11 protein-coding genes are annotated in these 16034 nt (G+C 44.8%); 4 read left to right on the top strand and 7 right to left on the bottom strand.

The window, feature by feature from the left end; all coding sequences use genetic code 11:
• Positions 1-117 precede the first annotated feature (117 nt).
• Entirely contained in the window at positions 118-3822 is a 3705-nt protein-coding gene (locus tag ACVBIL_RS04150; RefSeq protein ID WP_447165730.1) for a response regulator, read from the bottom strand.
• Positions 3823-4005: 183 nt separating this feature from the next.
• Entirely contained in the window at positions 4006-5400 is a 1395-nt protein-coding gene (locus tag ACVBIL_RS04145; protein ID WP_447165729.1) for a PhoH family protein, read from the bottom strand.
• 352 nt (positions 5401-5752) lie between these two features.
• Between ACVBIL_RS04145 and rapA the strand changes: the two genes are divergently transcribed.
• The gene (gene rapA, locus ACVBIL_RS04140; RefSeq protein ID WP_447165728.1) at positions 5753-8659 is read left to right on the top strand and encodes an RNA polymerase-associated protein RapA; all 2907 of its coding nucleotides are present in this window, start codon (positions 5753-5755) and stop codon (positions 8657-8659) included.
• Positions 8660-8825: 166 nt separating this feature from the next.
• Positions 8826-9725: a DUF3530 family protein gene (locus tag ACVBIL_RS04135; protein WP_447165727.1), complete on the top strand. Its 900-nt coding sequence runs from the start codon at positions 8826-8828 to the stop codon at positions 9723-9725.
• A gap of 40 nt (positions 9726-9765) precedes the next feature.
• On the opposite strand, the gene ACVBIL_RS04130 is transcribed toward ACVBIL_RS04135, so the two are convergent.
• Both ACVBIL_RS04130 and ACVBIL_RS04125 read right to left on the bottom strand, forming a co-directional pair.
• Positions 9766-10257, bottom strand: a complete 492-nt coding sequence (locus ACVBIL_RS04130; RefSeq protein WP_447165726.1) for a YqhA family protein — start codon at positions 10255-10257, stop codon at positions 9766-9768.
• A gap of 175 nt (positions 10258-10432) precedes the next feature.
• Positions 10433-11239, bottom strand: a complete 807-nt coding sequence (locus ACVBIL_RS04125) for a crotonase/enoyl-CoA hydratase family protein (protein WP_447165725.1) — start codon at positions 11237-11239, stop codon at positions 10433-10435.
• Positions 11240-11628: 389 nt separating this feature from the next.
• Between ACVBIL_RS04125 and ACVBIL_RS04120 the strand changes: the two genes are divergently transcribed.
• Both ACVBIL_RS04120 and ACVBIL_RS04115 read left to right on the top strand, forming a co-directional pair.
• Entirely contained in the window at positions 11629-12624 is a 996-nt protein-coding gene (locus ACVBIL_RS04120; RefSeq protein WP_447165724.1) for a response regulator, read from the top strand.
• Between the two features lie 13 nt (positions 12625-12637).
• Positions 12638-13609 carry a diguanylate cyclase gene (locus ACVBIL_RS04115; RefSeq protein WP_447165723.1) on the top strand — a complete coding sequence of 324 codons (972 nt, stop codon included), beginning with the start codon at positions 12638-12640 and terminating at the stop codon, positions 13607-13609.
• 73 nt (positions 13610-13682) lie between these two features.
• Here ACVBIL_RS04115 and rraB read toward each other — a convergent pair whose 3' ends face one another.
• The 3 genes from rraB to ACVBIL_RS04100 form a co-directional block, all read right to left on the bottom strand.
• Entirely contained in the window at positions 13683-14099 is a 417-nt protein-coding gene (gene rraB / locus ACVBIL_RS04110) for a ribonuclease E inhibitor RraB (protein WP_447165722.1), read from the bottom strand.
• A gap of 29 nt (positions 14100-14128) precedes the next feature.
• A complete protein-coding gene (locus ACVBIL_RS04105) occupies positions 14129-14857 on the bottom strand; it encodes a 1-acylglycerol-3-phosphate O-acyltransferase (RefSeq protein ID WP_447165721.1) in 729 nt (242 codons plus the stop codon).
• 231 nt (positions 14858-15088) lie between these two features.
• Positions 15089-15886 (bottom strand): metal ABC transporter permease, encoded by a 798-nt coding sequence (locus tag ACVBIL_RS04100; protein WP_447165720.1) that lies wholly within the window; start codon positions 15884-15886, stop codon positions 15089-15091.
• Between the last annotated feature and the right edge of the window lie 148 nt (positions 15887-16034).

Raw genomic sequence — 16034 nt, 5'->3', positions numbered from 1 at the left:
CAATAGTTATTATTATTATTAATATTGTTGAGTAGCTTAATAAATAGGCTTGCACTTTAGCAAGCCTATCTTGGTCTATTTGAGTAACTATCATTTAACCTAAGGTAAAACGACTCGTTAAGATTTCCTACCGCACTTAGTGATCCAATGACTTAAGGTATCAAACAACTCAGTCAAGACTATCGGTTTAGTAATATGGGCATTCATGCCTGCTGCTAAGCTCTTCTCTCTGTCACCCGACATGGCGTGAGCCGTCATTGCAATCACAGGTAGCTGCTCAGTCGAATAACGCTTACGGAGCTCTTTGGTTGCCGTTAGGCCATCCATTACCGGCATTTGAATATCCATCAATACCGCATCGTAATTAGCTTTATCTATCATATCCAAGGCTATTTGGCCGTTTTCAGCCACATCGACCGTGTAACCGGCACTCTTAAGCAATTCGGTTGCCACTTGCTGGTTTATGAAGTTATCTTCAACCAACAATATATAGCCAGAGTCTTCGTCCGCCGCTTCTTCTACACTTTCAGGCAGTGGATTCAAACTAGGCTCATCGGCAAAGGCTGAGATAATCTCATCAAACAAGGATGAGGCTTTAAATGGCTTTTGCAGCAAGGCATAGACATTTGCCTGCTCAATATCTTTCTGCAACGGCTCAGCCGTGTAAGCTGTCATCATGATAATAATCGGACGTTTTTCCAATCGACCATCGGCCACCATGGCATCGATCTCTTTGATCACTTCGATGCCGTCCATCTCTGGCATCATCCAATCGAGCAACAGCAGATCGACAGGGGTCTTAGCTAACTTATATAAGCCTTCTGGACCACTGGCAGCCGTATCAACATTAAAGTGGAAATCGCGCATCACGCTGGAGTATATCTGTAATGCTGTAGGGTTATCATCGATAACCAAGGTCTTTAAGTGACCTAAGGTCTCTGGCACGATAAGCGGCAATACCTCTGCCTCTTCGGCAATCTCAAAGCTAATAGTAAAGCTAAAAGTACTGCCTACGCCCATTTCACTTTCGACCTGCATGGTGCCGCCCATCATCGACACCAGATGCTTACTGATCGACAGGCCAAGACCTGTGCCACCATATTTACGGGTAGTGGAGCCATCGGCCTGAGAAAAGGCATCAAATAGGGTCGCTTGCTGCTCTTTACTGATACCAATACCGGTATCGCGCACCCAGAACTTAAGGGTAATACGATGATCGCGCTCACCCACATCTTCACAGCCAAGCTCAATCTCACCGGACTGGGTAAACTTAACCGCATTAGATAACATGTTGATCAAGATCTGACCTAAACGCAGCGGATCGCCCTCAAGAATTAATCCTGCGGTGACCGGAGCATACAAGAGTAGCTCGACGCCCTTCTCTTGAGCTTTAAGCGCGTTAAGATCGAGCGCGTGATCGAGCACCTTATCCAGTGGGAAGGCGACTCGCTCAAGCTCTAACTTACCGGCTTCAATCTTAGAGAAATCCAAGATATCGTTAATAATCCGTAATAAGGAATGGGCCGAGAAGCCTGCTTTTTCAAGGTAATCTTTTTGCTGTGCCGTCAGCGAAGTACGCTGTGCTAACTGCAACATACCGATAATCGCGTTCATTGGCGTTCGAATTTCATGACTCATATTGGCCAAGAATTCACTCTTATACAGGTTGGCCATTTCAGCGTCCTGCTTAGCTTCTAGCATCACCACTTCGTTACGCTTATGGCGGGTAATATCCTTGTGAGTCCCCACCATACGCTTTGGTTGATTGGTAGGAGTAAACTCCACCACACGGCCTCGAGACAATAACCAGTGATACTCGCCGCCCTTGCCTAGCATTCTAAATTCGATATCGAAGGCACCAACTGGATTGGCAAGATATTGCTCTCGATACTCTTGCACACGAATACGGTCATCCGGATGGATCAGCTCATCAATGGTTGATGCTAAGGCCGGGAACTCATTGACCTTGTAACCGAGCATTGAATAGTAGGCTGGGTTACAAATAATCTGCTCTGAGTCTAAATACCAATCCCAGAGTCCATCTTCTACCGCATCCATGGCTAAATGATAACGCTCTTCCGATAAACGCAGCTGCTCTGCCGATTCATATTCACGGGTTACATCACGCCATACCGCAATCAAACCTAACAGCTCACCACGGCGATTATAAAACGGCAGTTTTAAGGTATCGAGTAACACCGTCTTGCCCGCTAACTCAACCTTTTCTTGATAACGCAGCGGCGTTCTCTCTGTCAGTACTCGCTCATCTTCTGCACGAATACGTACAGCTTGTTCATCAGGGGTTAGCGCATCAGAGAACTGGCCGATCATTTCACTTTCGCTAAAGCCCAGCATACGTTCGGCCGATTTGTTACAACCTAAATAACGTCCTTCTTTATCTTTAAACACAATCGCTTCAGGGATCGAATCTAGCAGCGAACGGAGTAATGCGTACTCTTGCTCACGGCGCTCCGTGGTGTCTTTGAGTCGCTCGGTACGCTGGGCGACCAGTTTATCGAGTCGCCGATTTTGCTCAGCTAAATGCCGGGTATACTGTTTGTTCTCTTCAAAAATCCGGCTCACCAGCTGAAACCAGGGCGCCCAGCCTACGGTGATCTTATCTGGTGGCTTAATGGGTTCGGCCGAACACTCCTCTAAGTGGGTCAATAATCGAGACGCGGGGTTAACAAACGCTCGACGCGTTTGCCAGTGCACTATGGTGACCAAAATAGACAATGCCAAGACAACTAGCACGAATGTCATCTCTAGCTTTTCCCATGAATCTTTAAACAGGTCATCGACATCTTGTAGGTACAATAAACGCCATGGCGCGTTATGTAGCGCCACCGAGTGAATATAATAACCGTTACGAATAATGCCTTCATGGGCATCAAATAACTCTGATTCGGGAATAGAGTGCAGCTCAGATGGGATCTTCTGACTAATATGATAAACACGATTAATATCTGAGGTGTCGATATCGCTGTGAGTCAAAATATTATTATTTTGATCCAGTAAAATTACCGTGCCGGGCATTTTAAAATACAAGCGGATCTGATTTCTGAGCGAGGCCAGCGTCATGTCTAAGTTAATCGAGCCAATAAACTCATCTTCAAGATAGATAGGCACGCCTAAGGTCGTCAGCAAGCCTTTACCTGTGGCTTCAACGTAAGCGGGGCTCCAAGCCACACTGCGCTGTGGGTTGTTTGACGGCGTAACAAGCTGGAACTGCTTCTTGTTAAGCAGTTCATCGCGAAAGCGTTGCTCATCTGACGGCCACGGGAAATAAGACATGATACGGCGTTTAGAGATGTAATAGATAGATGAGGCTTTGGGCGCCGCATCGATGGCGACGGGGAAGGATAAAGACAGCTCAAACAACATTTCTAGTTCTTGATAAAACTTGTCACTGCGACCATTTAACGAGCCCGAACCGGTAATGCGCCCCATGTTAGTAAACGGCTCACCGCTTTTGGCATAGCTAGGTTCCAAGGTAAAAAATTGCCCGCTTTCATTAAATTTTTCATATTGCGGTAAACGGTCTTTACGCACTAGCTCACCAAGGCGTAAATGATCGACGGCGACATTTCGCAAACTCGTAACCGCTTTCATGCTCGACTCAAGCAGCAAGTCGACCTGTAATACATGACGCTCAACCAGCTCTTCTGTTTGCTCGATAAGCCGGGCTTTTTCTCGGTCAAATGACATCCAAGCCGTCGCCAAGGCCATGATGATTACGCCAATATAGGTGTAAAAAACGGCTCTATTATAGTTTTTCTGAATTGTTGATTTTAATTGGAGAGTCGGCTCAATCCGTTTCATTTACAACCCTTGGTATTCTCTCACGAGATTATTCAAAATGCGCACCATCCCAAACACAGGACTTTGGAGTTAATAATATCAGCAAGATAGCTTTCAATAATAGCTTAAAAGTGTAACTTAGAAGTTAAAAAAGGCCTCAGCAAATGTGAGGCCTAATTGTTTAGCTAACTAAAACAGGATTGGCTAGAGGTTTTCTTCAGCAAATTCGGCTAAACGTGAGCGTACAACCCCATTTAGATAGATGTTTGCACTACCGTCAAAGTCTTTAAAACGCTCCACAATATAGGTCAAGCCTGACGTCACAGCGGTTAAATAATTGGAATCAATTTGCGCAAGGTTACCACTACAAATGAGTTTAGTTCCTTCGCCCATTCGCGTGATCATGGTTTTTATCTGGGAAGCCGTTAAGTTTTGGCACTCATCGAGCAGTACCACTGAATTTTGAATCGAGCGTCCACGCATAAAGTTAATCGACTTAAACTGAATATTGGCTTTTTCCATGATGTAGTTCATGCTGCCACTAGGGTTAACATCGTTTTTATGCAATACCTCAAGCGTATCGGTAATTGCCGCCAGCCATGGTGTCATTTTCTCCTCTTCGGTGCCCGGTAAAAAACCAATCGACTCGGCAATTTCGGGTGTGTTACGGGTCACGATAATCTTCTCGTATTTACCACGTTCAACCACAAGTTCAAGTGCGGCCGCCATTGCCAGCAAGGTTTTACCACAACCCGCAGGACCCGTTAAAATCACCAGATCAATGTCAGGATCGAGCAATGCATGCATCGCCATACCTTGGTAAACATTTTTAGGCCTAATCCCCCAAGCCTCTAGGTTCATCAGTCTTTCCTGACCTATGTCTAAAAATTTAAGCTCGGTTGAGGTCTTTTCAACAATACGGCCACAGAAATCATCGCCCTCGTCTAACAGGTACTGGTTAGCATAAAAAATATCATCACCGAGTTTTTCTATCGGCACGCTATGGACTGTGTGGCGGCCGTTACTTTCAGTGGTTACCGCATCTGTGTGCTGCCAAAAGTCACCGTCAAAGCGGTGGAAGCCTTTAGTTAAAAAACGAATATCGTCGATAAGCTGATCGGTACGGTAATCTTCTACTTGTTGAATACCGGCACCTTTGGCCTTAAGACGCATATTAATATCTTTCGTCACCAGCACTACTTTGCGAGGTTGATGCAATTCTTGTAGATGCAGCGCGGTATTAATGATGCGATTATCGTTGTTATCACCTGGCATGCTGCCAATGGTGAACTCGATTTGATGGTCAGGAAAAATGGATAAGGTGCCACTGACATCGGCGTGATCTTCTCGTCTTGGCAGGGGAACCCCTTTAACGATTTGCTCGGGCGTTGTTTTGCCACCCAGTATGTCTTCTAATGCTCTAATCGCAACTCGTGCGTCACGACTGACGTCGCGCTTTCTATCCTTAATTAAGTCCAGTTCTTCCAGAACCGTCATTGGTACGACTACGTCATGTTCCTTAAATGAATATATCGCTAAAGGTTCATGCAGTAATACGTTGGTATCCAGTACAAACAACTTTCTGTCGTCTTGTTCCATGGCGCCTCCAATTGTGCATTAGTGTCGATGACAAGATCAGTGCAGTTCCTTCCTTATTGGTTACAAAATTGTTAACAACAATTTCCATACTGCCACCAATAACTATCCGCTTCAATGCTGGATATAAATTTTTAGCTCTGTAGATGAGTTTTTAAAGTACTAAATACAGCACTATTGATATCGAGCGGATATGACAGAGCGATGACACAAAAAAATACTTCTGAACAACTGATTATTTAGTACACTATTACTTCAGATTAGGGCGAATATTAGCGGGTTCAATTTTCAATATGCTCGCGATTGGTATAACATACGCGCCCCTTGTGATTCACCCAGTATATGAGAATTTTAAATGCCGTTTTCCTTAGGTCAACGTTGGATCAGTGACACCGAATCAGAATTAGGTTTAGGTACCGTTGTTGGAGTTGAGGGTCGTATGGTGACCGTTCTTTTCCCAGCCACAGGCGAAAATAGACTGTTTTCCCGTACCGAAGCACCACTAACACGTGTTATCTACAACCCTGGCGACAGTGTAGAGAGTCACGAAGAGTGGAGCCTTACCGTCACTGAAGTCGAAGAAAAAGATTCACTGATTATTTACCACGGCACTCATAACGAAACGGGTGAACAAGTTAGCCTGCGTGAAACGCTGCTGAACCACAATGTCCGCTTTAATAAACCACAAGATCGTCTCTTCGCCGGCCAAATCGACCGTCTAGACCGGTTTAATGTGCGTTACCAATGTCAGCTGCTTAGAAATAAGCTGGCATCATCTGATCTACTGGGACTACAAGGGCCACGTGTTGGATTGATCCCACATCAACAATGGATTGCACATGAAGTCGGCCAGCGTTTTGCGCCGCGTGTATTGCTTGCCGATGAAGTAGGTTTAGGCAAAACCATTGAAGCGGGTTTGATTATCCACCAGCAATTGTTGACTGGCCGTGCTGAGCGAATTTTGGTTATCGTACCTGATACCCTACGTCACCAGTGGTTAGTAGAGATGCTGCGCCGCTTTAACTTGCGCTTCTCTGTATTTGATGAAGATCGTTGTGTTGAGGCTTACGCCGATAACGACAACCCGTTCTACACTGAGCAATTGGTGATCTGTTCACTTGATCTGCTGCGTAAAAAGCGCCGTTTAGATCAAGCCTTAGATGCTGACTGGGATCTTATGGTTGTCGATGAAGCGCATCACTTAGAGTGGTCAGAAGACAAACCAAGCCGTGCATACCAAATCGTTGAAGCATTAAGTGAAGTCGTCCCTGGCGTACTATTGCTTACTGCGACACCCGATCAGTTAGGTCATCAGAGCCACTTTGCTCGCTTACGCCTGCTAGATCCAGATCGTTTCTACGACTACGAAGCATTCTTAAAAGAAGAAGATAGCTACAAAGATGTCGCCACCGCAGCAGATGCGCTTGCAAGTGGTGAATCATTGTCTGATGAAGCGATTGCGAGCTTGAATCAGCTGCTTTGTGAAAAAGATATTAGTGACAATATTGCGCTTATCCAAGATGAAGCCGCCGATGTTGATAGCCGCTTTAAAGCGCGTGACGGCTTGTTGCAAGATTTACTCGACCGTCATGGTACCGGCCGCGTGCTTTACCGTAACAGCCGCGCGTCAGTAAAAGGCTTCCCACAACGTATTTTGCACTCTCATCCACAAAAGATGCCGGAGCAATACGTTACTGCTTACCGCGTTAGCTCGATGATGAACAAGCATTTAGACACCAATGCTAAAGTGCGCCAAGTATTGAGCCCTGAAAAAATCTACCAAGACTTTGACAGTGGCAGCGCTAGCTGGTGGAAGTTCGATCCTCGTGTGGATTGGCTAATTGATTTCTTAAAGAACAATCGCAGCAAAAAAGTGCTGATTATTGCTAGCCAAGCAGAAACGGCTTTGAGCTTAGAAGAAGCCTTGCGTACCCGCGAAGGTATTCAAGCAACCGTATTCCATGAAGGCATGTCAATTATCGAACGCGATAAAGCCGGTGCTTACTTTGCGCAAGAAACGGGTGGTGCACAAGCGCTTATCTGTAGTGAAATTGGCTCTGAAGGTCGTAACTTCCAGTTCGCGAGTAACTTGGTATTGTTCGATCTACCATTAAACCCCGATCTACTAGAGCAGCGTATTGGTCGTCTCGACCGTATCGGTCAGAAGAACGATGTTGAGATCCACCTGCCTTACTTGGCTAACACTGCGCAAGAAAGATTAACCGAGTGGTATCACCAAGGTTTGAATGCTTTTGAATGCACTTGCCCAAGTGGTCACATTCTATTTAACGAGTTCTCAGGCGAACTGCTAGACACCTTGCTCAATAATGATGAGGCGAGTCTTGAGATCTTGCTTGATAACACTAAGGCACGCTACCAAGAGCTTAAACTTGCTATGGAGCAAGGCCGTGACAAACTGCTAGAGATTAACTCTCACGGCGGTGAGCGGGCTAACAAGTTGGTACAGACCTTGGCAGAAAAAGATGGTGATACCCAGCTTATTGGCTCGGTAATTCGTCTATGGGACATTATCGGTGTGGAGCAAGAAGACAGCGGCGAGAACGCCATTGTATTGCACCCAAGCGAGCACATGATGTTCCCGACTTACCCTGGCTTGCCAGAAGATGGTATTACCGTGACTTTCGACCGTGAAATGGCGCTATCGCGTGATGATATTGCCCTTATCACTCAAGAACATCCATTGGTACAAACCGGTCTAGATTTAATTACATCATCTGAGACAGGCACCACCAGCGTTGCAGTGCTAAAGAACAAAGCATTACCAGCAGGTACCGTGTTCTTAGAGCTTATCTATTTAGCCGATGCATCTGCACCTAAGTCCACTCAGTTGTACCGCTACTTACCACCAACCCCGATCCGTGTGTTGTTGGATAAAAACGGTAATAACTTGTCTGACAACGTCACTTACGAAAGCTTTAACAAGCAGCTAAGTGCGGTGAACCGTCATATTGCCAGTAAGCTAGTTAATGCCTCACAAGCAATTTTGCATCCGTTATTTGCTAAGGCTGAAGTCTTTGCTAATGCCCAGCTACAAACGCTAAGCGATTGCGCGCGTGAGAAAATGACCAGTCAGTTATCGGGCGAGCTTGAACGCTTAAAAGCGCTTAAAGCGGTTAACCCGAACATTCGTGATGAAGAGCTAAGCCACCTTAGCGAGCAGATGAGTGAGCTAAACCGTTACTTAGACAGCAGCAAGTTGCAACTTGATGCAGTTAGACTGGTATTAGTTAGCCACGCTTAATCTGAAATTTACTGAGCTAAATTATAGCGTTCAAAAATTGCCCCGATGATTCGGGGCTTTTTTTTAGCAAAATGCTACCCGTTTATAATCCTGCCTATTTATGTATATACTGCCGCAGTGATTTTATTGCCTTCGATGTTATAGAGCGAAAAGGGTGTTTGCCAAGATGACGTTTATTCTCTGTTTTCCTAAGCCCATTGTCCTAGTGAGGCGAGTGTGTATTGCCTCGCTTCTAATTGGCTCATTCATTGCCCACGCATCGCCCACACATGAACAGGCTGACTACAGCTACCTTCCTGATAGTGAACTCAAACAACTGCAGGTGGAAGGCAAAGATGTACCTGCACTTTTGCGCCCTTGGTTAGGTAAAAAACAACTCGGCTTGAGTATTATTGTGCCCGCTTTTTCTGAACGAGCTGATGCTGCAGGGCTAGTCAGTAATCTCAGGCACGAACTAAACCACTCAGGTTGGGCAACCTTAGCCCTGACTCCCCCGAGCCTCAGTAAGGCTCCCTATTTCGTCACTCATGCTGAAGAGATCAATAAAGCGGGTGATCAGCAAAACTCACTACCCGCTAACCAAGAAACACCTGATTTTAGTGCCGAACAACTGGCTCAGACTCAACAGGAACAACAAGCCTTCATGTTGAACGCGATGGCGCAGCTAGACAATTTAGGTAAAGAATTTGCCGGAAAACGCATGCTTATTGCTATCGGTGACAGTGCCAATTTGGTTATTGAGTTATTAGAAGCTAAGCGTCTACCCATGCCTGATATTCTGGTAGTCATAAACCCTTACAGCGATATCACCTCAGTTAACAACGCCCTGCCACAAAAACTGGCGGCGCTGGCTATTCCGGTACTGGATATTCAATCAAAAGATGGCAGTTCGGCATCACTTTCAACCCAGATACAACGCAGAGTATTAGCGCCAAACAATGCGCCAACACGCTACAGTCAGCAGTTACTCGCCCTTAATTTATCGCTGCAGGTCTCGTGGAATAATACGCTTAAGTTAATTGAGGGCTTTGCCAGCAGGATCAATAAAGCCTATCCAAATGGATAGGCTTTAACATAATCACGGCTGAAGTTAGACGGGATCTAGGCTAGTCTTTGCTGAGCTTGAGCGCTGCGGCAATTAATACCACGGTAATGCCCATATAAAGCAGATCTAACATAGATGTAGGCTTCATATCGGTAAAGAAAGAGAACACCTTAATGATCAGCATCATTAAGATCACCTTGCCTAGCTTACTCTTGAGTGAGTCGATACTGCTAATAATCAGGATCTTACCGCCCGCCTCACTCTTACTCGCATGCTTAAGATTGCTAATAAACAGTTCATATAGGCCAAAAGCAAAAATAAGCAGTACGGCGCCTAATAGAAAGGTGTCTAAAATCTCAACCACCACCATCACCAGATCATTACGTACCGTGTGGCTGCCGCTAAACATATAACTGAGCATAAGCTCAATCATGTATACAACATCTCTGATCCCCATAGCAAAGACAACGAAAGCTGCAATGATGCAAGATAGCACACCAAACATCACCGATAGGCGGCTGCTCCATAGAAAACGTTCAAAAAGTTCGCGCATGAGTAAAAGAGTTCCAATTGATTGAAAGGAAGATAATTTTGCTAAGCTTCGACCAAACACTAAGTGAATGAGTAAAAGCAATAAATAGGCGAGGAGTGTAAAAGAAGCGCTTGCCTACTACATAAATTTCATAGCAATTCGTGAAACTGATCACATTCCATGTTTTTACTGAAAACTACCAACCTGACTGCCGGTTTTTATAGGATTTTTCTGGACGCTTACCCTGCCTCAATGCCGCAACAAGCCGATTTTCACCCAATAATAATCGCACCTGATACCAAGACTCACGCCTAAGTAATTGGCGGATCGAGGTAGACCAATTCTTATTAATACTGCGTTTAATCGCAGCATTTGCATCGGGAGACGTCTGCGATAACTGAGTCGCAAGCGCCACTGCAGCTGCCATAGGATCATCTTCTACTGCTGTCACTAAGTTAATCGCTAAGGCCTGCTCTGCGGTTAAAACATCCGCCGTCATCGTCAGCATAAGCGCCTGATCTTTTGGCATTAACTCACGTAACCCCGCTAAACCCGCCATATCAGGAACTAGGCCCCACTTGGCTTCCATAATCGACATTTTACAATCGGCAGATGCGATTCTAAAGTCGGCACCTAAAACAATCTGCATTCCGCCGCCATAACATACGCCCTCAAGCACTGCGATAACGGGGACGGGTAAGCGACGCCAGCCAATTGAGACTCGTTGAGCCAGATTTGCATTACCAGGTAACCACTTAAATAATAGTTTAACGGCATCTAATGGCGAGCTCATCACACTTTTTACATCTAAACCTGAGCTAAAATTCCCTCCTTCACCGAACAGGATAACCGCGGTCAACGATTTATCTTTTGCTAGTTTTTTTATGCAAAGATCTATTTCAGTGAAAAGCTTATAATTCAATGCATTATACTTATCAGGGCGATTAAGGCTCACGTAAGCAATGCCATTTTCTTGAGTTACACGAATTAAATCTTGAGTCATATTTATGCCTAGCCTTGGCAAGTGGTCTGTCCAGACAAATAAGTTAACACATTTGGATTATTCCGTTAATACCTATAACATGTAAGGAAATTCTGACACTCATCATTTTATTGTCACAAAATATGTCTTTCTATTAATTAGTTGATAATTAATAATCAGGCCCTAGCGCCCTCCTTCGCATAAGGACGGTGTAACGGAAGCGACGCTAATCGATTTCACTTCGAAGGCATAAGCCAAGAACGCGCTACTGCAATATATTTATGTATTGCAGCGAGCATCTTCCGGCTAAAAAAACTGCCAACGACTTATACTCGTCAGATAAATAGACTTACGCGTTATATGGCCACATAACCAAGCTGTTGATGGATAAATAGGAAAGAAAGAAAATAATGCCGCTGCCGATATTAATTTGCGATGACTCTGCACTTGCCAGAAAACAGATGGCGCGCACACTCCCAAAAGACTGGGATGTCGAAATCACCTACGCCACCAATGGCCTGGAGGGTATAGAAGCGATTCGTGAAGGAAAAGGCGAAGTCGTTTTTCTCGATTTAAATATGCCTATAATGGACGGCTACCAAGTTCTAGAAGCCATTCAGAAAGAAGATCTGCCAGCATTAGTCATCGTGGTATCAGGCGATATTCAAATTAAGGCTCATGAGCGAGTCAAAAATTTAGGCGCTCTCGATTTTATTCAAAAGCCTGTTAGTGCCGATGCCATCAGCCATATTTTACAAGAGTATGGCATTTTAGAATTAGCGATCGGTGCAACAGAAAATGAAGCGCCGATGATCCAAGTCGATCTGCGCGACGCCTGTCAAGAAGTCGCCAACGTTGCCATGGGCCGGGCGGCCGATCTACTCGCAAAACTGCTCAACGTATTCGTAAAATTACCGATCCCCAATGTCAACGTGCTTGAAGTCAGCGAACTGACCATGACACTCAAGGCGACCGAAGAATACGGTACCGTATCTGCCTTATGCCAAGGCTTTATTGGCGCTGGAGTTGCTGGAGAAGCCTTATTACTTTTCCATGACTCTTCATTTCAAGATATGGCTAAGCTGATGAAGCTTGAAAATCCAGAAGATGAAGAAACCGAACTTGAGGTGATGATAGACACTGCCAACGTGTTAATTGGTGCCTTCCTTAACGGGATATCTGAACAGCTACACATGAAGTTTAGCCAAAGCCACCCTGTGGTACTTGGCAGGCATTGCAGCGTTAACCATTTGATCAGTGAAAACTCCGATAAATGGAGCCGCACACTTGCGATGGAAATTAACTACAGTATTGAAGATCATGATATTCAATGCGATCTATTATTGCTGTTTACCGAAGACTCTTTGCCGACACTTAACTACAAACTCGGCTACTTGCTAGATTAAAATGGATATTAGGATGGCAACAGATCAAAAAGCTGTAGACAAGAGTGCAATGAACGAACTCCACTGGTTAATCGATATGGTGCAAACCATAGAGGTGGGCTTAGTTGTGCTCGATCGCGATTACAACATCCAGCTTTGGAATGGTTTTATGGAAAACCACAGCGGCGTGAGTCCAAATTCGATCAAAGGTAAAAACCTATTTGAACAGTTTGAGTACCTGCCTGCCAAGTGGTTAAAGCAAAAAATGGAATCGGTTTACCTGTTACAAAACCGTGCCTTTATCAGCTGGGAACAAAGACCGTTTATTTTTCAGTTTAAAAACTATCGCCCTATCACAGGTAGAGCTGACTTCATGTACCAGAATGTCACGCTTCTGCCGTTGTCATCGTTAACCGGTGAAATCACTCATATCAGTATGATTGTTTACGATGTGACTGATGTTGCTATTAATAAGCTGCAGTTAAAATCAGTCAATGAACGCTTAGAATACCTAAGCCAAATTGATGGTTTAAGTCAGCTATTTAATCGCCGTCATTGGGAACAGTGCTTGCAAAAAGAGTTCGATCGCTATACGCGTTATGCTAGTGAATCTAGCCTAGTCATGCTCGATATCGACCACTTTAAAGCGATTAATGATACCTACGGCCATCAAGCCGGTGATCGAGTCATTCAAAATGTGTCTCACATAATTAACAAGTCACTGCGTGAAACCGATTGTGCCGGCCGCTATGGCGGCGAAGAGTTTGGCGTCATTCTGCCAAATACGCCAGCGGCTAACGCGCTATTTTTTGCTGAGCGTTTACGCAAGAAAATCGAGCAATCTGAGATCTATTACGAAGAGCAACTGATAAAAATCACCATAAGTTTAGGCATTTGCGATATCAAGCCACAGATCAGCGATAGTGACTCTTGGTTATCCCTAGCGGATCAAGCGCTTTATCAAGCCAAAGAAGCGGGACGTAATTGCTGCGTAACCCATCAGTAACGCAAATATCGACAGCAACCAGAAACAAAAATGCCCATCATTCGATGGGCATTTTTAACGCTAAGCGCAAAAATTAGTGCAGTGGCTCTTCGTCTTCGTCGTCATATTCATCATCATCTCTGACTTCTTCGCCATTTTCATCGATGAAATACGTGCCCCAACCGTCATAGTCGATTTTCTGTTTAGCCGCGATGTTAATCATCTTCTCGCAGGCTTCATCTAACAGCTCGGTCTTTAGCTCATGGCTGGCTACAGCATCGAAACAGTAGATCACAGAGCCATCGTCTAGCTCCATCTCTTCAGCATCGTTAACTTCATAACCTAGCTTAAATGCATCAACAGCCGCTTTTTCTAAACGATCGAAGTTAGTTGATGAGAAGTGATGCTCAATGGTGTACTCGGCATCAGCCAATGAACCATCTGCAAGGATCGCTTCAACGATCTCACTGTTTTCTTGTTTCTGTTCTTTTAACTGGCGTTCAATAGACATCGATAACTCCTCAAAAATTTCGCGACCGATTATACCGCTTTCGTCATTAATGCAGAAGCTTCTTGGTTCAACTGAGATAACTTTTCAGACATCATAGTATGAATGCGCTTAGACAGCTCTTTAACCTGTGTCTTATCAAAACCAGTCGTTTCAATTGGATCCATCATTTCGATAATCACCACACCATTGTTCCAACGGTTCAACTTGATATGACACTGGTTTGAAGCCAATACAGGCACCATAGGCACACCCGCTGCAATCGCCGTGTAAAAAGCGCCAGCTTTAAATGGCAGTAAACCTTTACCACGAGAGCGAGTACCTTCCGGGAAGATCCACACAGACAAACACTTGTCTTTTATCTTGCGAGCCGTTGCCGCCATGGTATCGAATGCTTTACTGCGGTTCTTACGGTCAATCAGGATATTACCTGATAGCCAATAGATTTGACCAAACAAAGGCATCCAAGCAAGACTCTTCTTACCTAAACTCACAGTGCCTTTTGGAACAACAGCCGTATGAGTGAACATATCGAAGTTATTCTGGTGGTTTGCAAGGAAAATGCACGGCTTATCACCTTGCAGCAGCGAGTTACGCACAATGACTTTGATACCAAGCACTGGTGCAGCCCAAGAAAACACTTTGGCGAACATATGTACGTTATCTCGATGACGAGGACGTACAACACACGCTATGCCGCCGATAACAAAGGCTAATAAAAGCATAACAGACAAGATCAAACATCTAAGGATTAACAGCACTATAATCTCCCGCGATTTAATTGGCGCCAGTATAGCCACCAACTAAGTGCGACTCAATATAAATACAACTTATGTCAATGAACATTAGTTTACACGTGTAGCCTGAATATGCGTTATACGAAATTCAAGGAATGCTACTTTAGCGTAAACAGCTTAAGCGAACTTTAACCATGTTCAAATTTTTAGAAGATTTTAGCTTAGTTACTCGAGCCTTAAGGTCTGACCTGCTTGTTATTTTGTTTCCATACTGTCTTGATTAACTGCAACTGACCGCTTCTGTAGATTCAGCAGTAATCTGAAGACAATGGCGCTTACCGCTAACGTGGCAACAATCGCTGCGCCACTGGGCAAGTCTAAACTCGCTGATAACACTAGGCCTGCAATATAACCGACCAAGCCTACGACATATGCCCAAAAAAGTTTATAGCGGCCATAAAAATGATTCACTGCCAGCGCAGGTAGAATCAAACTGCTGAACACGAGATACACGCCAACAAGCTCTACCGACAGGGTAATAACAATGGCAAAGATAAGGTAAAAAGCGCGGCCACTGAGCAATTCAGGCTTATAGCTAAGTGCTACTAGAATCGCGATATAAATACAGCCAGGTAGAACTAACTGATTCCAGCTTACCCAAAGGATTTGCCCAGACATGAGCTCTTTTAGCATCTCAGCGCCGTGGGGGTCATTAGACAGTAATAGCATCGCCGCCACCGCAGCCAATACATAAAAGCAACCAATAATTGCTTCTAGTTCATCGGCCATGCGCTTAGATAGCCAAGCGATAAAGCCCGCTCCAGCAATCGCAAATAAGGCTGGCATCCACACATGTGAAAAAGGCAGAGCTTCGATATCGTGATTTAAGTGCCCAACAATCGCACCTAAGGCTGCAACTTGAGCGATCGCGAGATCGATAAAGATAATGCCACGCTTTAAGACTTGTTGCCCCAATACCACATGAGTTGATAACACTATGACTCCCGCCACAAAAGCGGGCAATAAAATAGACAGCAGATCGAGATCAAACATAACTAGACTCTTATCATAATAAATAAGTCTAGGACGGATCGTGACTCACAGATCCGCCCTATTGGATACCAATACCCAAACGACTTGAACATGCTCATTTCAGAGGCCTTGCGCGAGTTCAATTCTAGGCGTATTAGCGTAGGAATGG

Source organism: Shewanella sp. 125m-7, assembly GCF_052977045.1.
Note: the sequence above shows the minus strand (reverse complement) of the source record. Positions and strands in the feature narration are given on the sequence as shown.